The sequence below is a fragment of the Sulfitobacter sp. TBRI5 genome, assembly GCF_051013555.1.
Classification (GTDB): domain Bacteria; phylum Pseudomonadota; class Alphaproteobacteria; order Rhodobacterales; family Rhodobacteraceae; genus JL08.
This window is the reverse complement of the sequence record NZ_CP112884.1, coordinates 1,924,546-1,945,426: the sequence shown is the minus strand read 5'-3', so window position 1 is coordinate 1,945,426 and position 20,881 is coordinate 1,924,546. Positions and strand designations below refer to the sequence as shown.

Sequence of the window (20,881 nt, the reverse complement as noted above, 5' to 3'; positions counted from 1 at the left end):
CGACCTGTCCGCTAATGAGACAAAGGCGCGTGCGTACTCCCAACAGGGCCACGGCAAGCAACACAAGCCGATCCAAAGGCCGGATACATATCAGCGACTTCCAGAAGACATGCAATTGAACACTTGCGAACAGCAGCCGGTACATACATCGGGCTCTATCCGGTCATTCGTGCCGGGTACAGCATCCGGTAATTTGGGTTCATTGCGGACATTCGTTCGCCGCGCAGCATCGTGCAAAAATGGGCTCAGACCAGTCATTCGCCGTAGGCTGCACCAATCACCGCTCTGCGCCCCGTCCGGGCCATTGCGTGATCCGGGCGGTGCGCAGGTTGCGGCGCAGATTATCAGGCCTCTTTTGCCTCACATTGCGCGGCGTTCTTCGACAAGGCCTTTGAACACCGCCCAGCACATCAAAAGCAGAACGACCGTGAAAGGCAGACCTGTAGACAGGACAGCCGCCTGCAACGAGGCCAGACCGCCCCCGATCAGCAAGGCAATCGCCACCGCGCCTTCAAAGCAGCACCAGAAGACCCGCTGGGTAACGGGCGCATCGATTTTGCCGCCCGCCGTGATGGTATCGATCACCAATGATCCCGAATCCGAAGAGGTCACGAAGAATACAACCACCAGAATGATACCGATGAAGGATGTAATCGACGCCAGCGGAAGCTCCTTGAGCATCTCAAACAGTTTCAGTTCAAGCGGCGCCTCACTGACGGCTGTTACCCCATCGTTGACGAACTGGGTGATCGCGGTGCCGCCGAATACGCTCATCCACAACACACAGACAAAGGTCGGGATCAGTAATACGCAGATAATGAACTCGCGCACTGTGCGCCCGCGGCTGACCCGCGCGATGAACATGCCCACGAAAGGCGACCAGGAAATCCACCACGCCCAGTAAAACGATGTCCAGCCCTGGGAATAGTTGGCGTCCTCCCGCCCGAAGGGTTGTGACAGCGGCAGAACGTTCTGCGTGTAAGACACGATTGAATCCCAGAAAATCGCCAGGATCGCAGCCGTAGGCCCGACCAGCAGCACAAACAGCAGAAGAATGAAGGCCAGCCCCATATTGATCTCTGACAGCACCTTGACGCCGCCGTCCAACCCGCGGACCACCGATATCAGTGCAACGGCGGTGATTGCGCTGATCAGCACCACTTCGGTTGTGACCCCCACAGGTATGCCAAACAGCAGGTTAAGACCGGCATTCGCCTGTGTCGCACCATAACCCAGCGATGTGGCCAGACCGAAGAGGGTCGCAAAGACGGCAAGAATGTCGATCACATGTCCCCACCATCCCCACACACGTTCGCCAAGAATAGGGTAAAAGGCCGAGCGGATCGTCAGCGGAAGACCCTTGTTATAGGTAAAGAGCGCCAAAGCCAGCGCCACAACGGCATACATGCCCCAAGGGTGCAAACCCCAGTGATAGATCGTGGCCGCCATACCCAGACTGATGGCGGCTTGCGCGTCGCCCGCAGCGCCACCCAATGGCGCCCAGTCGGTGCGTACCCCGCCCTCTTCCGTGATACCGCCAAGCGAGGTCGAAAAATGACTCATTGGTTCGGACACACCATAGAACATCAGCCCGATCCCCATACCGGCAGCGAACAGCATCGCGAACCAGCCCGGATATCCGTAATCCGGCGTTGCATCCTTGCCGCCCAGCCGGACGGAGCCAAAGGGGCTGACGATCAGGAACAGACAGAAAATGACGAAAATATTGCCGGCGCCGAGGAAAAACCATGCAAATGTCGAGGTTAACCAAGGCCGCAGTGCGCCAAAAATTGCTTCGGCCTGCGCTGGCAGGGCCAGTGCAAAAAACACGAAAACCACAATGGACAGCCCAGAAATCAGAAACACCGGATTGTGAATATCCAGACCGAAAGGCCCGATCTTTGTTTCGATATTATCCTGACCGATCTCGTAGTCGGTTTCGATGATATGCGCGTCACCTTCCGGCGCAGGTATTCCCTGATTGGTCATTTCATCGGCCATTGTCGACCTCCCTTTAAGACAGAGTATTCAAATTTGCGCCGCTGCAAGACGTGCTCTCAAGCGCGCACCAGCATCACCGAACATTTCGCATGCTCGGCCAGTTTCCCGCCGTTGGACGGCCATATATATTCCAGCGCACCCGGCACATGGCTGGCCATGACAACAAGGTCAGCGCCGGTCTTGTCGATGGCCCGCATCAGGGCATCATCAACTTCAACTGTCGGATCATGTGCGATCTCGGTATGTGCCGTAATCTCGATCCCGTGCTTGTCCGAATGCGATTTCGCGAAGTTCTGCAGCTTCCGGCTATACTCTCCCGGTGTGCGCGCCACGCTGCTTGGTGCTGAAGACGTGACACCCACATAACCCAGCGATGCGCCATACATCTTCGCAAGATCTGCCGCACAGGTCAGCGCATTACCAAGTTTATCTGCATGCGCGATATCAACCGGTGCCAAAATCAATTTGAACACGTCAGCCCTCCATTTGAGTGCGGATCGGATCCCAATCTAATAACCTCGGGCTACGCACTTCTTTGTCCTTTGCCGAACACGCCCGGGTTGTTTCTCATGCTAACCTGAAATCGCCGCGTCTTGCAAATTCCGAGAAAAATTAGCCAGATCCCTCGGGCGCTTGCCCGCAATCCAATCACTCCGACCGCAAGTCAAACAGAAGGCCTGAGCGAACCCGATTGTGTTGATGCTAGGGGCAGAACGCGGAATCATCACACCGGACAGTCCGGTGTGGAACGGCCACTTCCGCCAGCCATTAAACCCCATGCGCCAGTGTGACCCATCGCATATTTCGGTGGCAGAATTCTGCGCCAGAGCTGGCGATTTATTGCGAAGAAGTTGCATTGTTCCCGCCGAAAACAGCCCCATCGCTTTTGCAATTTGATAAACTAGCACGGACCCGCGGAAGAGTCGCGGGACATCACAGGCAATTTGCCGGATCTGGGAGAATTACATGCTAAAAGACGTATTTCACTGGCCATTGGGCTTGATTGGAACGGCAGCGATTGTCGGGATGAGCCTTGGCGCGCCCGCTGTGGCGCAGGATCAGCTTTCAATCGCAACAGGCGGTACGGGCGGAACCTATTATCCGGTCGGCGGCGGTCTGGCCGAAATCATCAACAACCACATCGAAGGCTATTCCGCGACGGCAGAAGTCACCGGCGCATCGGTTGAAAACATGGGACTGATCGCCACCGGCGATGCTGATCTGGCGATCGCGCTGGCCGATACTGTTGCGCAGGCCTACACCGGAACCGGAAAATTCGAAGGCCAGCAACTCGATATGGTTCGCGGGCTTGCCTCGCTCTATGCCAACATGGTGCATATCGTGGCTCTGGAAAGCAGCGGGATCACGACGCTTGCAGACCTTCGCGGCAAACGCGTATCGATCGGCGCGCCGGGATCGGGCACCGAGGTCAACACCGCCGCCATTCTTGAGGCGAACGGCATCACCTATGATGACATCGAAGAACAGCGCCTGAATTTCAACGAAACCGCAGATGCGCTGGCCAACGGCGATATCGATGCCGGGTTCTGGTCCGTGGGCGCGCCCACATCGTCGATCCTGAACCTTGCCACCACGCAAGACATCGTCATCATCGCGCTGACGCAGGCCGAACTTGACGCCGCAATGGCCGCAGATGCGACTTTTGCGACAACCACCCTGCCCGGCGGCAGCTATAACGGTGTGGCAGACGACATCGTGGTTCTTGGCATCCCCAACGTGCTGACCGTTTCGTCCGAGATGTCGGATGATCTGGCCTATGCGCTGACAAAAGCCATGTTCGAAAACATCGCCGAGCTTCAGGCCGTGCACCCCGCGGCCAACGAGACCACAATCGAGTTCACGATGGGCGCAACGCCAATCCCGCTGCACCCCGGTGCGCTGCGGTATTACGACGAGGTCGGCGCGAACGTGCCGGATGACCTGCGCGAATGACACCCGCGATCCGAGGAGGGCTTTGTGCCCTCCTCTTTTTGCCTGTGACTGCTGCCGCCCAAGACCTTGTTGCCACCCGCGCCGATGACGGAACCGAGATCGCGCGCATCAAAGTACCCGAAGGCACAGGGTGGTGCGTGTTGTGGCATCATTCCGTCGAAGGGTTCGAAGTCTCGGACTGCTACGAAAACCGCGAGGGTCGCATGGTCCTGGTGCAGTCGCACCTGCCTGATTTTGCGGCCGGACTAGGCCATATCCCCGGTCGCGGCAGGCAGGTTTCAGACGGTGCCGGCGGGTATTTCATCCTGAATATCGACGAACCGGTGCCCGGTGACGCCTATATCCTGCGCCCCGGACTTGCTAGCGTCGACCACCGGTTACAGGTGGGTGAACAAATCGTATCCCTCTCGGCGGTTGCCCCGCGCGAACGAGTGCAGATCGCACTAACAGGAGACGTGGACAAATGACTGCAACAACCGAAATCAGCCCGCCAGAGGTGACGCCGCCGCGGATCGTGCTGCGTGCCATCACGGTGATCGGGATCGCGCTGTCGCTGTTTCAGCTTTACGCGGCCGGTGTGCAACCTTTGGGCCTGTTTTTCCAACGGCCGATCCACCTGGGTTTCGTTCTTGTTCTCTGCTTCCTGATCTATCCGGTTTTCGGCCGCCACAAGGCACGCGGCGTGCTGGGCTGGGTCATCGACGGAACCTTGATCCTGCTGGGTGTGCTTGCGGGCGCCTGGGTTCCGATCAATATTGATACCATCGCCAATCAGGTTTTTCCCCGCGACATCGATGTCTGGATCGGGGTCCTGACCATTATTGTCGTGCTCGAGGCCGCGCGCCGCGCCGTGGGGCTTGGCATGACGCTGATCGGCGCCTTCTTTATCGCCTACGCCTTTGCGGGCAACCGGGGAGAATTGCCGTTTCTGGCCGATTGGATGCCCGGCATCCTCAATCATCGCGGCTATTCGCTTGATCGTGTTGCCAGCCAGATGACACTGGGGGCCGAAGGGATTTTCGGCATCCCGCTGGGTGTGGCGGCAACGTTCGTTTTTATCTTTGTTTTGTTCGGGGCCTTTCTTGAGGTTACCGGTGCCGGCAAATTCTTTATCGATCTGGCCTATGCCGCCGCAGGCAAACAGCGGGGCGGCCCTGCCAAGGCGGCAGTCATCGCCAGTGCGGGTATGGGATCGATTTCCGGCTCGGCGATCGCAAACGTAGTCACAACCGGCGCCTTCACCATCCCCCTGATGAAAAAACTGGGCTACCGGCCCGCACAGGCCGGCGGGATCGAGGCGGCGGCCTCGACCGGCGGACAGATCATGCCGCCCCTGATGGGCGCAGGCGCCTTTCTGATGAGCGAATTCACCCGCGTGCCGTATGTCGATATCGTGCTGGTTTCGATCTTTCCCGCGATCCTCTATTTCGGCACGGTCTATCTGCTGGTTCATATCGCGGCGGTCAAACAAGGGATGACCGGCCTGACCGCCGAAGAATTGCCAAGCGTACGCGCAGTAATGGCGGAGGGCTGGCATTTCCTTTTGCCGCTGGTCGCGCTGGTGGCGTTGCTGGTTGCGGGCTATTCGCCCATGCGGGTTGGTTTCTATGCCATCCTGTCGATCATCGCCGCCGCCTCGGCGCGGGCGCTGTGGACCTTCGCAGCGTCAGGGCCGACACTGGCAGGTTTCGTTGCGCTTTGCCGCCGTGGTATCGCGCTGACACTTGAGGCCCTTGATCTGGGTGCGCGCAACGCGGTCGCTGTTTCGGTGGCTTGTGCCGTGGCAGGCATTATCGTTGGCGTTGTCGGCCTGACGGGGCTGGGGCTTAAATTCTCGGCCATGATGATCGCCTTCTCGGGCGGCAACCTTGTTCTGGCACTGATCCTCGTGCTTCTTGCCAGCCTGATCCTTGGTATGGGCCTGCCGGTTACTGCTGCCTATATCGTGCTTATCATTCTGGTTGGTCCGGCTTTGACCGAACAGTTTGGCGTGCCGGTTTTGATCGCGCATCTGGTGGTGTTCTGGTATTCACAAGACAGCAATGTGACACCGCCTGTCGCGCTGGCCGGCTTTGCCGGGGCCGCGATTGCGGGATCGAAACCCATGGAGACCAGCGTTCAAGCATGGAAATACGCCAAAGGCCTTTATCTGATACCGCTGTTCATGGTCTTCAACGAGGAAATCATCCTTGGCGGCCCGCTGCCCTACGTGCTGTTCAGTGGCGTCATTGCCATTCTGGGCCTCGTGGCCTTTGCTGCGGTACTGGAAGGGTTCTTGTGGCGTCCGATACCGGTCTGGATGCGGCTGCTGCTGGTGCCGGGTGTGGTGGCACTGTTCTGGCCCGACCTTACGGTCGAGATTGCAGGAACGGTTCTGATCGTTCTTTTGCTGGGCATGAACTGGGCGCAGGCGCGTCAGGAAAAGACCTAACCGGCAAATCCGGCAGGGATGGGACACGCATCGGAAACCTGACACCATGACACTGATCCGGCCGCTTCTGGTTGCAGGTCTTGCCGCGGTACTGGTTTGGATTGCCGCGCAGCACCTTGCCCTGCGGGCAGCGCGCACCGAACTGGACCAGACCTTGCTTTTGACCGCGCGCGCTGTCGAGACAGAAGTGGAACGCCTGCGATCCCTTCCCGCTGTCGCGGCCGAGGATGTTCGTGTCCGCAATGCGCTGGCCGGGACAGGCCCGCTGCAAGCCGCAAACACCTATCTGGAAACGGTCGCCGTACATGCCCAGGCGGGCGATCTGTTTCTGATCAACGCGCAGGGCGACACGATTGCCGCGTCGAACTGGAACCGGCCGGGCAGTTTCGTCGGGCAGAATTACGCGTTCCGCCCCTATTTTCAGGAAGCGCTGGAAACAGGACAGGGTCAGTTCTACGCAATCGGGGTCACAACCGGCGTACCGGGATATTTCCTTTCAACCCGGATCGATGCGGCAGACACCCAAGGCGTTCTGGTCGTCAAGCTGGACTTGCGCCCGTTAGAGGACATCTGGCGTGCCGCCGATGCAGATGTGGCCCTTGCCGATGAGAACGGCGTCGTTTTCCTTTCCGCGCGGCCCGATTGGCAATACCGGGCACTTACCCGGCTGAACACCGATGTTCTTGATCGCATTTCCGCCACCCGCGCCTATGAGGGGATCGCGCTGGCGACATCCGAACCGCTGGTATCTTCGCCGCTGAAGGGGGTTGATGCCGAAGGCGCAGGGTGGATCGCGCGGATTGCGCCGATGCAAGCGACCGGCTGGCAAGTGATCGCCGCCCGACCGACCGCAGGATTGCAGCTTCTGGCTTTGGGCTGGGCCGCTCTTGCCGCGCTAGCCACACTGGCGATTGCGGCTGCGTTGAAAGCGTGGGAACAGCGTCGCCAGATCATTGCATTGCGTCTTTCGCAGTCGGAAAAACTGGAATCCATGGTCATTGAACGCACAACGGATCTTGCCCGGGAAGTGGATGCCCGCATTCAGGCCGAAGTAGACCTGAGAGCCGCGCAAGAGGCGCTGGTCCATACTGAAAAGATGGCTGCTCTTGGGCGGATGTCGGCAGCGATCGTCCACGAGATCAGCCAACCGCTTGCGGCGATGGAGGCCACATTATCGGCGGCGGAACTGGGTGTGGATCACGGTGACGCACCAACAATGACCCGTCTGGGCAAGGCGCGCGGGCTGATCCGGCGGATGCAGCGCACAACAAAACACCTCAAAAGCTTTGCGCGCAAGGAAGTGGTGGAATTGTCACTCATCGACATGCGCGTTTCGGTGGATGCCGCCCTTGATCTGGTTGCGCCGCGATTGCGCAGCTTGGGGATTGTACCCCGATATGAAAGCCCGGCAGATGCGGTTTTTGTGATGGCTGGCGCCATCAGGATCGAACAGGTCGTGGTGAATCTGCTGCTGAACGCGCTGGACGCGATTGCCGAAAAACAGGATGCCCATATCAGTATCACTTTGACATCTGAACAGGGTCGGGCGTGCCTGTGCGTGAAAGACACCGGCGTCGGCATTCCCGACGCCGACCTGTCGCATGTCAGCGAACCTTTCTTTTCGACCAAGCTGACCGGTGAGGGGTTGGGTCTTGGCTTGGCAATCTGCAAGGCGATCCTTGCCGATTTCAACGGATCGCTCGATATTTCTTCGACCAAAGGCAAAGGCACGCAAGTGACAGTCACCCTGCCCCTGGCTGTTAAGGAAAAGGTAAAAGCCGCATGACCGCCAGCATCTATATCGTGGATGACGATGCCGATCACCTGTCAGCGCTTGGCGATCTGGTTCAGATTTCCGGCTATGCGGTTCAAGGCTTTTCTTCGGCGGGCGACGCTTTGCGCGCCTTGGCGGGCGAGCCTGACCTTATCATCAGCGATCTGCGTATGCCGCAAATGGACGGTATTGCCTTTCTGAAAGAGATCAAGGCGCAAAGACCGGACGTGCCAGTGGTTCTGTTGACAGGCCACGGCGATATTGGCCACGCGGTCGAGGCAGTCCGTGCCGGCGCCGAGGATTTTCTGGAAAAGCCATACGATTCCGCGCATCTGCTTGCCGTCGTAAGCCGCGCCTTGGAGGCGCAGGCCGCCCGGCGCGAGGTTGCCCGCCTGCAAACGGTTCTGGCCCAGCACGCAGATGTCAGCATTCTGGGAAAGTCACGTGCCATGCGCGGGTTCCGTAAACGCATTGCGGCGCTGGCTTCGGTCGATCTGGACGTGCTGATCACCGGCGAAACAGGTACGGGCAAGGAACTTGCGGCCCGCGCGATCCATGCCGCAAGCACCCGTGGCAAAGGCCCTTTCGTGGCCCTCAATTGCGCGGCCCTGCCGGAACAGATGGCTGAAACGATCCTGTTTGGGCATGGCGCGGGCGTGTTTGCCCACGATGCCAAAGGACGCGCCGGCAAGCTGGAGGCGGCACACGGGGGCACACTTGTGCTGGACGAGGTCGAGACGATGCCCGGCGCCATTCAGGCCAAGCTTTTGCGCGTGTTGCAGGAACGCAGCCTGGAACGGATGGGCGAAACAGCAGCAAGGCCTCTTGATGTCCGGGTCATCGCCACGACGAAAACCAATCTCCGTTTGCTCGACACCTTTCGCCCCGATCTATACTTTCGGCTGGCAGGCACAGAACTGAACACGCCGACATTGCACGAGGCCGGCGAGGATATTCCTTTGATCTTTGCGCATTACGCACAACTTGCCGCCCGCCGCTATGGCCGCGCAGACCCCAAGGTGCCTTGGTCGCTGTCACAAAAGCTCAAGCGTCTTGCGTGGAAAGGAAATGTGCGTGAACTCAAGACAAGCGCCGAGGCCTATGCGCTTGGGCTGTTTGACCTGGGCGGCGTGGCTGGCCCAAGCTCCGGCCCGATGACCCTTTCAGAACGTGTATCTGAATTCGAAGCCCGCGAGATTTCAGCGGTTCTGGATGCCCATGCCGGCAATACGCTGCGTGCCGCGGAAAAACTGGGGATTCCCCGCCGGACCCTTAATGACAAGATGCGGCGCTATGGGTTGTCTTCCGACCCCGACGCCAAGTCTGACAGAACAGACTGATTTGCCCCGCCTGTTCATTTCATCTTGCGCTTGACGGGGAAACAAAAGGGCTAACTTGCCATACTACCCAAAGAACCTCGGCGATACTGGGCCAACGGAAACTCAATTTGGCGAATTACCCGATCTCGGGCATGTCAGTTGGTTCTTATCCATTAACTATCTTCGCCACCGCATGTGCCGCGAGGTTTACGGCTGTCTGCGTCATCTCCAAATCCTCATCCGTCAATGCCAGTGATGGATAAAACTTGCCCGGCGACTTGAAGATGCCGTTCTCGCGCAGGACAGTGTTCCAGACTTCGTTCAGTTTGGGATCGCTGTGTTTCGCACTGCGGTAATCCACCGGGTCGACATCGGTAAAGTAAAGATCAAACAGGGTCGGGTCGCCGCAAATCCTGTGGTTGATACCCGCCTTGGTCAGGGCCCGTGCCTGCATATCAATCAATCGTTGCCCAAGGTCGCGCAGCCGGTCATATTGACCCGCCCGGCGCAGAATTTCCATTGTCTTCAGCCCCGCGACTGATGCGACCGGATTGCCCGACAATGTACCAAGCTGCATCAGCCACTTCTCGGAACCCACGGTCGCCTTGTCAAAATGCGACATGATTTCGGTGCTGCCGCCGAGAGCAGCCAGCGGAAAGCCACCGCCGATGATCTTGCCCAGCGTACAGATATCCGGCGTCACGCCATAACGCTCCTGTGCGCCCCCATAGGCAAGGCGGAACCCGGTAACGATCTCATCGAAAATCAGCAGAACGCCATGCTTGTCGCAGAGGTCGCGCAGACCTTGCAGAAAGCCGGGAAGCGCCGGGATGATGCGCTGCAAAGGCTCTGCGATGATGGCAGCCACGTCATTATGTTCGCTCAGAAGCGATGCGACAGCTTCCAGATCGTTGAAGGGCGCAATCAGCATTTCGTCGGCGACGCCCTGTGGAATACCGGCGCTGTCGGGTACGGCAGTGGGAAAGTTGACCTGTCTGACCGGTGCAAGACTCATCTGCGCCTCTGCGGACATACCATGATAACCGCCTTCGAATTTCAGGATTTTGGATTTGCCGGTAAAGGCGCGCGCCAGACGGATCGCATACATGTCAGCCTCACCACCCGAGGTGACAAAGCGCACCTGTTCGCAGCAGGGTACAGCTTCGACAATCGCTTCGGCCAGCTCTATGCCTTTGGCGTTGTTGGCAAAAAAGGTCATTCCTTGTGGCAGTTGATCAAAGATCACCTCCATGACCTCGGGATGGCCATGACCAAGCAGCATCGGGCCAGAACCGATCAGGTAATCGACATATTCCTTGCCATCCTCGTCCCAGACGTGGCTGCCCTGCCCCCGTGCAATGACAATGCCCGGGTCAAAATTTCCAAATCCCGCGGCCGGAAGAACCTTTCGCGCGCGTGCGATCCAGTCGGCTTGGGTGTGAATGCGGTTCATGTGCTCAGTCCAGTATCAGGTCAGGTGTGCCAAGGCTGCCTTCGTCGATGGTGATGCCAAGACCGGGACCATCAGGCGGAGCGATGCGGCCATGGTCGCGGGTCGGCGCGTCGGGTGCAAGACGCGGGCTGACATAGCCTGACAGGTCACAGACGTTCAGAACAAGGTTTGGCGGAGTCGCCGCGCCAAGGTGCAGCGCGGCAGCAGTGACGATATCGCTGCCCCAGGTACATTCGATACACATCTTGGCACCCAGATGCAGGCACAGGTCGCGCGCCCGGCGCGAAGGCGAAAGCCCGCCGAACTTCGACAACTTCAGCGCCACTGCATCCATGATCCCAAGCCTGTGCCCTTTCAGAAGGGAGGCCGTGTCATGGGCCAACTCGTCAAGTTTCATCGGCAGGCCGGTTGCAGATTGCACCCGTGCGCAGTCCTCCAGCGTAGCGCAGGGTTGTTCCAGCATGATGTCCAGATGCGCAACTCCGCGCCCCACACGGATCGCATCCAATGTCGTGGCACCGCAATTCCAGTCACCGTAAACCAGCGGACCGGGGCCGACCGCCTCGCGCACCTTGACCAGTCGTTCAATATCGGTCTGCCAGTCGCCCGATGCGCCCAGTTTTGCCTGAAACTGGGTGATGCCGTTTGCTTTCGCCTCGTGTGCGATGCGGGCCATCTTGTCGGGGTCGACGCAGGTGATGGAATGGTAAAGCGGCAGGCTCTCTTGCCGGCGTCCGCCCATCAAGGCATGGATCGGCAAACCCGCCGCTTGCCCGGTGATGTCCCAAAGCGCAATGTCCAGCGCAGATTTCGCATAGACGTGACCGGGAAGAATGGCGTCGGCCCTGGCCATCAGGGCCTCTGCCCCGACGGGGGCGCCCCCAAGGATGACCGGTGCCAGTTCCTGCAAGGCGGGTGCAACGCCACGCGCATAGGCAGGCAGGTAATGCGGGATCGGACAAACCTCGCCCCAGCCTGTCAGCCCGGCATCGGTATCGACCGCAATGATAACCGTTTCCACCGTATCGCAGGTTTTGCCGTCGGCCATGTAATAGGCCGTATGGCTGGTCAGCGGCACATGCCAAAGCCGCAACCTTGTAATGCGTTGACCGGTCCCGACAGGCGTCAGCGCAGGAGACGCGATCCGGTTCATTGGGCGGGCTCCTGAATGGCATCCACGCGCGGCAGTTCGCTTTGCGGATCGTAGGCCGGTTCGCCAAGTACGCGGGCAGCGCGGGGCTTGCCATGGATCACCACCTCTAGCGCGGTTCCGGGTTCGGCGGCGTTTGGCTTGATATAGGCGAAAGCGAGGATTTTGCCGACCGTATGGCCATAGACAACTGATGCTGTGGAACCAACCACTTTACCGTCAAGCAACACAGCCTCACCACCGTGACCGTCAATCTCGCCATCCGGTTCGATCCCAAGATACGCACAGACCCAAGGAAGGTCGGTATTCAAGGTTTTTTCGCGTCCCAGATAATCCTTGTCCGTCCGCGCAAAGCGCAACACGCCCGCTTCGGCCAGCGTGACTTCGTTGGTCAGTTCACCCGCGCCCTTGAAGCCTTTTTCCATGCGCATCACGTTCATGGCGAAACTGCCGTAATCAGCTATATCATACGGTTTACCGACGTTCCAAAGCGCGGCGTAGACATCCGTCATCGCCGCAAACGGCATGTGCAATTCCCAGCCCAATTCGCCGGCATAGGACATGCGAAAGGCCCAAATTCTATGTCCGGCAATGTCGATTTCCTGTGCTGAAAGCCAACGAAAGCCCGCGTTGTCAAGCCGCGCGGCAGTGACAGCGCCCAGAACATCGCGGGCGCGAGGACCGTTAAGCGATAATGCGCCCCAGCTATCGGACAACGCGGTGATGGTCACATCCTGTTCGCCGAGATGATGGCGCAGATGATCCAGCAGACGTTGTTCGAAAAAGGCTGCACAAACCAGATAGAACCGATCATCTGCCATGCGGACAACCGTCGTTTCAAGCTCTATTCGGCCGCGGCGGTTCAGCATGTGGGTGAGCGTGATCGATCCGACTTTTTGCGGCATCCGGTTCGCCGTCAGATGATCAAGCAACGCATAGGCATCCGGCCCCTCGACCAGCACCTTGGTGAAAGCGGTCACATCCATTATCCCGACACGTTCGCGCACCGCCTTGACCTCTGCGGCGACCATGTCGTCCACCTCTGTGCGACGGAACGAATAGTGATCTTTCTGCGCTATGCCATCCCTGGCGAACCAGCGCGGGCGCTCAAAACCATAGACCTCTTCATAGACGGCGCCTTTCGCCCCGAGAGTCTCGTAAAGCGGCGATGGCTTGATCGGGCGCCCCGCCAGCCGGTTAAAATGGGGGAATGGAATTTCATGGCGCAGGCAGTAGTCTTCCTTCGCCTTAGTGACCTGCCACTCTTTGACTGCGTAGCTGCCAAAGCGGCGCGGATCGAAATCACGCATCGAGATATCCGCTGCGCCATGCACCATCCAACGTGCCAGTTCACGTGTCAGACCGGGCCCCCAGCCGATACCGATCTGGGTGCCGCAACAACACCAGTAATTTCGCACGCCGGGCGCAGGGCCGATCAGCGGGTTGCCATCCGGCGGATGGCTGATTGCGCCGTGCACATCGCGCGTGATGCCCAGATCGGCAAGAATCGGCATACGATTGAGAGATTCCTCAAGCCACGGCATGACACGGTCATAGTCAGCTTCAAAAAGTTCGTTCTCGGCTTCCCAAGGGCAATGATCCGTCCAGACGGTATTGGGATTGGTCTTTTCGTAGATGCCGATCAGACCCTTCTTTTGTTCCATCCGGATATAACCGGATACCTTTCGATCATCGCGGATCACTGGCAATTCACGCTCCAGATCGCGGAACTCCGGCACCTCGTCGGTCACGAAATAGTGGTGCGTCATCGAAGTCATCGGCAGTTGCAACCCCGACCACTCGCCCATCTGCCGTGCATAGGTGCCACCCGCGTTGACCACATGTTCGCAAGTGATTGTACCCTGTTCGGTTTCAACAACCCATTCGCCGCCCGGCGCTAGCGCGATGTTTGTCGCCCGGCAGCGACGGATGATCCGCGCCCCCTTGGCCCGCGCACCCGTAGCCATTGCCATTGTCACGTTGGTTGGATCTACATGTCCGTCATCCGGCGTGTGCAGCGCGCCCAACACACCTTCAAGGTTGTAAAACGGGTGCAGTTCCGCCACCCGGTCCGGCCCGACAAGTTCGATATTGAACCCGAGAGAGCGCCCGACCGAAAGTGTATGCCGAAGCCAGTCCATCTCGTCCTTGGTATAGGCCAGCCGGAATGAACCGCAGCCATGCCAGGTGACAGCCTGTCCGGTCTCTGCCTCCAACCCGCCGGAATAGAGGCCGATATTATAATCGACGCATTTGCCCAGACCAAAACTGGAGGTGGAATGCGTGATCTGCCCCGCGGCATGCCACGTACTTCCGGACGTCAGCTCGGCCTTTTCAAGCAAGACCACGTCCGGGCCCCATCCTTCGTGCGCGAGGTGATAAGCCAGCCCCACCCCCATCACACCGCCGCCAACAATGACCACACGGGCGTGACTGGGAAAACTCTTCTCCGACATGGTCATATCCTTTGCCCGAAAATCGCGAAACTGATGGACAGGTTAGATGCACATGTGTACCAATGTCAATCATGAATGGCACAAATGTATCATCGAACGTCTTGGACCGCCTCACCGAAGAGTGGGACGCGCTGACACCCGAGGCACAGAAGGCTGCGCGCTACGTCCTCGAAAACCCCAATGACGTTGGGGTTTCGACCGTGCGCGAGATTGCCGAGGCGGCCAATGTCAAACCCAACACCTTTGTGCGTATGGCGCGCCAGGTGGGGTTCGAAGGTTACGAGGATTTCCGCGCGCCCTTCCGCGAGGCGATCCGCAAAGGCGCGGTAAGCTTCCCCGACCGGGCGCGCTGGTTGCAGGATATTCGAAAATCCGGCGACCTTGGCGGGCTTTACGCTGATATGGCCGGCGCCGCGATCCGCAACATCGAAGAAACTTTTGCCGCCACCAGCGCAGAAGCAATGAAATCGGCGGCTGAAACGATATGGGCGTCGCGGCAGGTGTTCACCCTTGGTGTCGGCGTCAACAATGCCAACGCGCGCAACTTTACCTACCTTGCGTCGACCGGCATGACGCAGTTTCACGCGATCCCGCGCCCCGGATCGACCGCGGTAGACGATCTGGCCTGGGCCGACGGGCGCGACGTGCTGATTGCAATGTCCATGCGCCCTTACCGCAGCGAGGTTGTGGCCGCCATCAACGTGGCGCGCGAACAGGGGGTGACGATCATAGGTCTGAGCGACAGCCCCGCCAGCCCGGTCATACGCGCCGCCGATCACGGTTTTGTCGTGGCCGTGGACACACCGCAATTCTTCCCCTCTTCGGTGCCAACCATCGCCCTACTGGAAACCCTGCTCAGCTTTGTCATCGCCGTGGCATCCGAAGAGATCGTGGTGCGGGTCGAGAAATTTCATGATCGTCGCCATCAGCTTGGCATCTACGTGGAGGATCCCGAATGAGTGACATGACCGCGCCCTCAAACAGCGAAGCGGCGGCGCAGACAAGCACGCCTGTGCGCTCGCTTGATGCGCGTTATTACACAGACCCGCACGTCTATGAGGTGGAAAAAGCAGGCCTGCTGGCGCAGACATGGCAGTTTGCGGGACATGCAAGTCAGCTGGAAAACCCCGGTGATTACTTCGCCTTTGATATGGCCGACGAAAGCCTGTTTTGCATCAAGGGGCATGACGGAGTCATTCGCACCTTCTACAACGTCTGCCAGCACCGCGCGCATCAGCTTGTCAGCGGCGAAGGATCAACCCGTGTCGTGGTTTGCCCCTATCACGCATGGACCTATGAACTGACAGGCGGGTTGCGCGCAGCACCCAATTCCAAATCCGTACCGGGTTTTGATAAATCCAAGATCTGCCTGTCCGAAGTACGTACCGAAGTCTTTCTTGGCTTCATTTTTGTCAATCTTGATCCGAACGCCGCGCCAATGGACGAATGGTTCCCAAATTCCCGCGCCGAAATCGAAACATTTGTGCCGCATTGGGCCGATCTGAAACCACTGGAATGGGTGGAAATCCCCGAGAATTGCAATTGGAAAGTGTCGGTCGAGAACTACTCGGAATGTTACCATTGCAGCCTGAACCACCCGACCTTTGCCACTGGCGTGATCCGGCCCGAAACCTATGATATCCAGCCGCAGGGCTATTGTTTGCGCCATACCACCGAATGCAACGACCTGTCCCAGATGACCTATGACATCGCAAGCGGGTTCGAAAACAATGACAAATACTCGTCGTGGTTCTTGTGGCCGATGTTCTCGTTTCAGGTTTATCCGGGCAACCTGCTTAACACCTATCACTGGCGCGCCGTGAATGCGGATCATGTGGTGGTCTGGCGCGGGTGGTATTCGGTCGGTGGCTATGACGACGAAACCGTACGCCGCATGGCCCAGCAAGATCGCGCAACCACCGTCGAAGAGGATATCCATCTGGTCGAAAGCGTTCAGCGCGGGTTGAAATCGCGCGGATATGTTCCGGGTCCGCTGGTTGTCGATCCCGGATGCGGCGTGAATTCCGAACATTCGGTGCTGCATCTGCAACGCTGGATGCGCGAGGCTGTGAATGGCTGAGCTGTTCGCAACATCCGGCTAAGGTCTCGAAACGCGTCGCGATGATCCACGCCATGATTGACGCACTCCCTATATTTCCAATATTCGTGAAATATGGAATCATTGCTCACAGACCGACTCGCAACTCTTAGCCATCCCCAGCGGATGGCGGTGTTTCGTCTGCTCATGCGGCGCTGCCCCGATGAACTGCCCGCCGGCGAGATTGCCGAAGTGCTGGACCTGAAGCCCAGCACCGCATCGGTTTATCTTTCGGCCCTGACACAGGCCGGGCTGATCTCGCAACGCCGGGACAAGACACGACTGCTTTACGCCGTAAATCTTAATGCAGCCCGCGATGTTGTTGCGGGTCTCTTTGTCGATTGTTGTCGCGGCCGGGCAGATCTTTGCCCGCCTCACTTTTCTGACCTTATCAGGAGTATTCCTCTCATGGCTGACAAGAAATATAACGTGCTTTTTGTATGCACCGGCAATTCGGCCCGCTCGATTTTTGCCGAAACCATCCTGCGCGACATGGCAGGTGACAAATTCACCGCTTACTCCGCAGGTACTGCGCATCGCTCAGAGTTGAACCCACTTGCCGTTGAAATGCTGCAATCAAAGGGGCACGACATCGCCCCCTTGCGGTCCAAGAACGTGTCAGAATTTCAACATTCCGACGCGCCGAAAATGGAATTTGTCTTTACAGTGTGTGACCGCGCCGCAAACGAAGAATGCCCCACCTGGCCCGGCCAGCCGGTTTCGGGCCATTGGGGCATGCCGGACCCGGTCAAGGCTGATGGGACTCTTGCTGAAAAGCGGCTGGCGTTTCAACAGACATACGGGGCTTTGTACAACCGGATCAACGCATTCACAGCGCTGTCTTTCGACCTTCTTGATCGCGCGACATTGCAAAAACGAGTCGATGAAATCGGCAAAGAAACCGCCACCCAAGGATAACTGATTATGACCACCTACGCACTGAACGGTCTTGGCCGCATCGGTAAGCTTGCCTTGCGCCCTTTGCTTGAACGCGGCGCGCAGATTGCATTCATCAATGATGCCATTGGCGATCCTGCCATGCATGCGCATCTTCTGGAATTTGACTCGGTTCACGGGCGTTGGCCTGCGGAGTTTGCGGCAGACGCGGATGCGATCAGCATTGACGGAACCCGTATTCCAGTAACCAGCACCCGCACGCTGGAAGACCTGCCTTTGGACGGTGTGGATGTTGTCATAGACTGTACAGGCGCCTTCAAGACAGAGGCCAGCCTGGCCCCGTATTTTGCCGCAGGTGTGAAAAAGGTCATCGTATCGGCGCCGGTCAAGGACGGACCAACGGCAAACATCGTTTATGGCGTAAACGAGGGTATTTACGATCCGGCAACCCACCAGATCATTACAGCGGCCAGTTGCACGACAAACTGCCTTGCTCCGGTCGTGAAGGTTTTGCTTGAGGGGATCGGCATCAAGCACGGTTCCATCACGACAATCCATGATGTGACCAATACCCAGACAATCATCGACCGCCCGGCCAAGGATTTGCGGCGGGCCCGCTCTGCGCTGACCAACCTGATCCCGACCACGACTGGATCGGCCACGGCGATTACCCTGATCTACCCGGAATTGACCGGCAAACTGAACGGCCATGCCGTTCGCGTTCCGCTGCTTAACGCCTCGATCACGGATTGTGTGTTTGAAATGGCCCGCGAAACGACCGTGGAAGAGGTGAACGGGTTGTTCAAGGCCGCCGCCGAGGGCCCGTTGAAAGGTATTCTTGGGTACGAAACACGCCCCCTTGTGTCATCGGATTACACGAACGATCAGCGCAGCAGCATCATTGATGCACCATCGACGATGGTCGTGAACGGCACCCAGCTTAAGGTCTATGCGTGGTATGATAACGAATATGGCTATGCCTACCGGTTGGTCGATGTTGCCCTTATGGTCGGCGGCAAGCTGTGACAAAACCTGACGAACGGCCTGCGGGATTGAGCGCTTACATCGCTGTCACGGCGGCCTACTGGGCCTTCATGCTGACCGACGGTGCCCTGCGCATGCTGGTTCTGCTGCATTTTCACACTTTGGGATTTTCGCCGGTCCAACTGGCCTATCTCTTTGTTCTTTACGAAATCGCCGGTGTCGTGACCAACCTGTCTGCCGGATGGGTTGCGGCGCGGTTCGGCCTGACCTCGACACTCTATGCCGGGCTGACCCTGCAGGTTGTTGCCTTGCTGGCGCTAACCCAGCTTGATCCCGCGTGGAGCATCACGGCCTCTGTGATCTTTGTGATGTCGGTGCAAGGGCTGTCCGGCGTGGCCAAGGATCTTGCCAAGATGAGTTCCAAAAGCGCCGTCAAAATCCTTGCGCCGCGTGACGGCGGCGGTCTGTTCCGCTGGGTGGCGCTTCTGACAGGATCAAAGAATGCAGTCAAAGGAAGCGGCTTTCTGCTGGGTGCCGTATTGCTGGCGGTGTTCGGTTTTGTTCCATCTGTTCTGATAATGGCCGTGATCCTTTTCGCGATCCTGATCGCGGTCGTGATCGGCATGCCATCCGGCCTGCCGGTTGCCCGAAAGGACGCCAAATTCTCCGAGGTGTTATCGAAAAACCGCAACATCAACTGGCTGAGCGCGGCCCGTCTTTTCCTGTTCGGCGCCCGGGATGTGTGGTTTGTGGTTGGCATCCCGATCTATTTCTACGCGGTGCTTTCCGATGGCAGCATCGATGGCAAACACGCCGCATTCTTCATGATCGGTACATTCATGGCTGTCTGGACAATCCTCTACGGCTTTGTTCAGGGCTGGGCCCCCCGCATCCTCAAGGCTGCATCGCGCACCGACGAACAGATTCTGGCCCAAGCCAAACGCTGGGTCGCTATGTTGATCATAGTGCCAGCCCTGCTTGCCGGTCTGGTGTTTCTTGCCCCCGAACCGTCCGGTGCACTGACCTTGACGATCGTTCTGGGTCTTTTGGTGTTTGGCGGCATCTTTGCCGTCAACTCGGCGCTGCACTCTTTCCTGATCCTCAGCTTTACAGATGAAAAAAGGGTCACGATGGATGTCGGTTTCTATTACATGTCCAACGCAGCAGGACGTCTTGTCGGCACGGTTCTGTCCGGCCTGACCTATCAACTGGGGGGGCTTTCATTGTCTTTGGGCACCGCCGCATTCATGATAGGGCTCAGCTGGCTGGCGATGCTGCAACTGAAAACACAAAAAACGACCGGGATTGCAGTATGAACATCTTCGAAAAATACCTGTCCCTCTGGATTGCATTGGCAATGGGGGGCGGGATCGTTCTGGGCAATATTGCACCCCAACTGGTCAATGCGGTCGCAGCGGCGGAACTGGCCAGCGTCAATCTGGTTGTCGCTGTGCTGATATGGGCAATGGTCTATCCGATGATGGTTGGCGTTGATCCCAGATCGCTGCGCGATGTGGCGAAACAACCCCGCGGATTGCTGATCACACTTGTTGTCAACTGGCTGATCAAACCGTTCACCATGGCCGCTTTGGCGGTGCTTTTTTTCCAGTATGTTTTCGCACCATGGATTCCACCCGAAGACGCGATGCAATACATTGCCGGGTTGATCCTTCTTGGCGCGGCGCCGTGCACGGCGATGGTGTTTGTATGGTCGCAACTGACGCGGGGCGATGAAACCTACACGCTTTTGCAGGTGTCAGTGAATGATCTGATCATGGTCATCGCCTTTGCACCGATTGTGGCGTTCCTGTTGGGTGTTACGGATATCAACGTGCCGTGGTCGACGCTGGTTCTGTCGGTTTTGCTGTTTATCGCGCTGCCCCTTTTTGCAGGTTTGATGACACGCCGCCGGCTTGGGTCGATTGACGCGATCGAGGCATTTCAGGCGCGTGTGAAACCCTATTCAATCGTTGGCCTGATCGTAACCGTCATGATCCTGTTTGGCCTGCAGGGGCAGGTGATTGTATCCAAACCATTCATCATCATACTGATCGCCGTACCCATCATTCTGCAAAGCTACGGCATTTTTGCAGTCGGTTACGCGGCCGCCTTTGCATTGAAAGTACCGCACCGGATTGCGGCCCCATGCGCGCTGATCGGCACGTCGAATTTCTTTGAACTGGCCGTCGCGGTTGCCATCAGCCTGTTCGGATTGAACTCTGGTGCTGCCTTGGCAACCGTTGTCGGCGTTCTGGTCGAGGTGCCGGTCATGCTGACCCTTGTTGCATTCGCCAACAAAACGCGGGCACGGTTTGTATCCTAGCACAGCAAGGAATGTGGCACACGCCCAGCCAGGAATGCTGTC

The 20,881-nt window shown here is 58.2% G+C and carries 16 protein-coding genes; 11 read left to right on the top strand and 5 right to left on the bottom strand.

The features are described from left to right. Window positions 1-360: 360 nt before the first annotated feature. Window positions 361-2,001, bottom strand: a complete 1,641-nt coding sequence (locus OLX72_RS09805; RefSeq protein ID WP_114871346.1) for a BCCT family transporter — start codon at window positions 1,999-2,001, stop codon at window positions 361-363. Window positions 2,002-2,057: 56 nt separating this feature from the next. Continuing rightward, window positions 2,058-2,474, bottom strand: a complete 417-nt coding sequence (locus OLX72_RS09800; RefSeq protein WP_114871347.1) for a universal stress protein — start codon at window positions 2,472-2,474, stop codon at window positions 2,058-2,060. 493 nt (window positions 2,475-2,967) lie between these two features. Here OLX72_RS09800 and OLX72_RS09795 point away from each other — a divergent pair, with 493 nt between their 5' ends. The 5 genes from OLX72_RS09795 to OLX72_RS09775 are packed head-to-tail and all read left to right on the top strand — an operon-like array spanning window position 2,968 to window position 9,499. Next, window positions 2,968-3,954, top strand: coding sequence for a TAXI family TRAP transporter solute-binding subunit (locus OLX72_RS09795; protein WP_114871348.1), 987 nt, complete (start codon window positions 2,968-2,970; stop codon window positions 3,952-3,954). Beyond that, the gene (locus OLX72_RS09790; RefSeq protein WP_114871349.1) at window positions 3,951-4,421 is read left to right on the top strand and encodes a DUF1850 domain-containing protein; all 471 of its coding nucleotides are present in this window, start codon (window positions 3,951-3,953) and stop codon (window positions 4,419-4,421) included. Before OLX72_RS09795 ends, OLX72_RS09790 begins: the two co-directional genes overlap by 4 nt. Beyond that, the gene (locus OLX72_RS09785; protein ID WP_114871350.1) at window positions 4,418-6,385 is read left to right on the top strand and encodes a TRAP transporter permease; all 1,968 of its coding nucleotides are present in this window, start codon (window positions 4,418-4,420) and stop codon (window positions 6,383-6,385) included. Before OLX72_RS09790 ends, OLX72_RS09785 begins: the two co-directional genes overlap by 4 nt. A 46-nt stretch (window positions 6,386-6,431) precedes the next feature. Then, window positions 6,432-8,171 carry a sensor histidine kinase gene (locus tag OLX72_RS09780; RefSeq protein WP_114871351.1) on the top strand — a complete coding sequence of 580 codons (1,740 nt, stop codon included), beginning with the start codon at window positions 6,432-6,434 and terminating at the stop codon, window positions 8,169-8,171. Then, window positions 8,168-9,499 (top strand): sigma-54-dependent transcriptional regulator, encoded by a 1,332-nt coding sequence (locus OLX72_RS09775; RefSeq protein ID WP_114871352.1) that lies wholly within the window; start codon window positions 8,168-8,170, stop codon window positions 9,497-9,499. Before OLX72_RS09780 ends, OLX72_RS09775 begins: the two co-directional genes overlap by 4 nt. 145 nt (window positions 9,500-9,644) lie before the next feature. Here OLX72_RS09775 and OLX72_RS09770 read toward each other — a convergent pair whose 3' ends face one another. From OLX72_RS09770 to OLX72_RS09760, 3 genes are read right to left on the bottom strand one after another with little or no spacing between them, the layout of a single operon-like run. Further along, window positions 9,645-10,931: an aspartate aminotransferase family protein gene (locus OLX72_RS09770; RefSeq protein ID WP_114871353.1), complete on the bottom strand. Its 1,287-nt coding sequence runs from the start codon at window positions 10,929-10,931 to the stop codon at window positions 9,645-9,647. Between the two features lie 4 nt (window positions 10,932-10,935). Next, on the bottom strand, window positions 10,936-12,084 hold the full coding sequence (locus tag OLX72_RS09765; RefSeq protein ID WP_433990363.1) for a mandelate racemase/muconate lactonizing enzyme family protein: 1,149 nt from the start codon (window positions 12,082-12,084) through the stop codon (window positions 10,936-10,938). Next, the gene (locus tag OLX72_RS09760) at window positions 12,081-14,537 is read right to left on the bottom strand and encodes an FAD-dependent oxidoreductase (RefSeq protein ID WP_433990362.1); all 2,457 of its coding nucleotides are present in this window, start codon (window positions 14,535-14,537) and stop codon (window positions 12,081-12,083) included. The genes OLX72_RS09765 and OLX72_RS09760 overlap by 4 nt, the downstream gene beginning before the upstream one ends. Before the next feature lie 71 nt (window positions 14,538-14,608). Between OLX72_RS09760 and OLX72_RS09755 the strand changes: the two genes are divergently transcribed. The 6 genes from OLX72_RS09755 to arsB all read left to right on the top strand — a co-directional run bounded on the left by OLX72_RS09755 (window position 14,609) and on the right by arsB (window position 20,839). Next, window positions 14,609-15,496, top strand: coding sequence for a MurR/RpiR family transcriptional regulator (locus OLX72_RS09755; RefSeq protein WP_433990450.1), 888 nt, complete (start codon window positions 14,609-14,611; stop codon window positions 15,494-15,496). A 5-nt stretch (window positions 15,497-15,501) separates the two neighbouring features. Next, on the top strand, window positions 15,502-16,617 hold the full coding sequence (locus OLX72_RS09750) for an aromatic ring-hydroxylating oxygenase subunit alpha (RefSeq protein WP_114872417.1): 1,116 nt from the start codon (window positions 15,502-15,504) through the stop codon (window positions 16,615-16,617). Between the two features lie 93 nt (window positions 16,618-16,710). Next, complete coding sequence (locus OLX72_RS09745; protein ID WP_114871355.1) at window positions 16,711-17,553, top strand: helix-turn-helix domain-containing protein; 843 nt, start codon at window positions 16,711-16,713, stop codon at window positions 17,551-17,553. A gap of 6 nt (window positions 17,554-17,559) precedes the next feature. Continuing rightward, on the top strand, window positions 17,560-18,558 hold the full coding sequence (locus OLX72_RS09740; RefSeq protein WP_433990361.1) for an ArsJ-associated glyceraldehyde-3-phosphate dehydrogenase: 999 nt from the start codon (window positions 17,560-17,562) through the stop codon (window positions 18,556-18,558). Then, entirely contained in the window at window positions 18,555-19,832 is a 1,278-nt protein-coding gene (gene arsJ / locus OLX72_RS09735; RefSeq protein ID WP_433990360.1) for an organoarsenical effux MFS transporter ArsJ, read from the top strand. Before OLX72_RS09740 ends, arsJ begins: the two co-directional genes overlap by 4 nt. Continuing rightward, entirely contained in the window at window positions 19,829-20,839 is a 1,011-nt protein-coding gene (gene arsB / locus OLX72_RS09730) for an ACR3 family arsenite efflux transporter (protein ID WP_433990359.1), read from the top strand. The genes arsJ and arsB overlap by 4 nt, the downstream gene beginning before the upstream one ends. Window positions 20,840-20,881 lie beyond the last annotated feature (42 nt).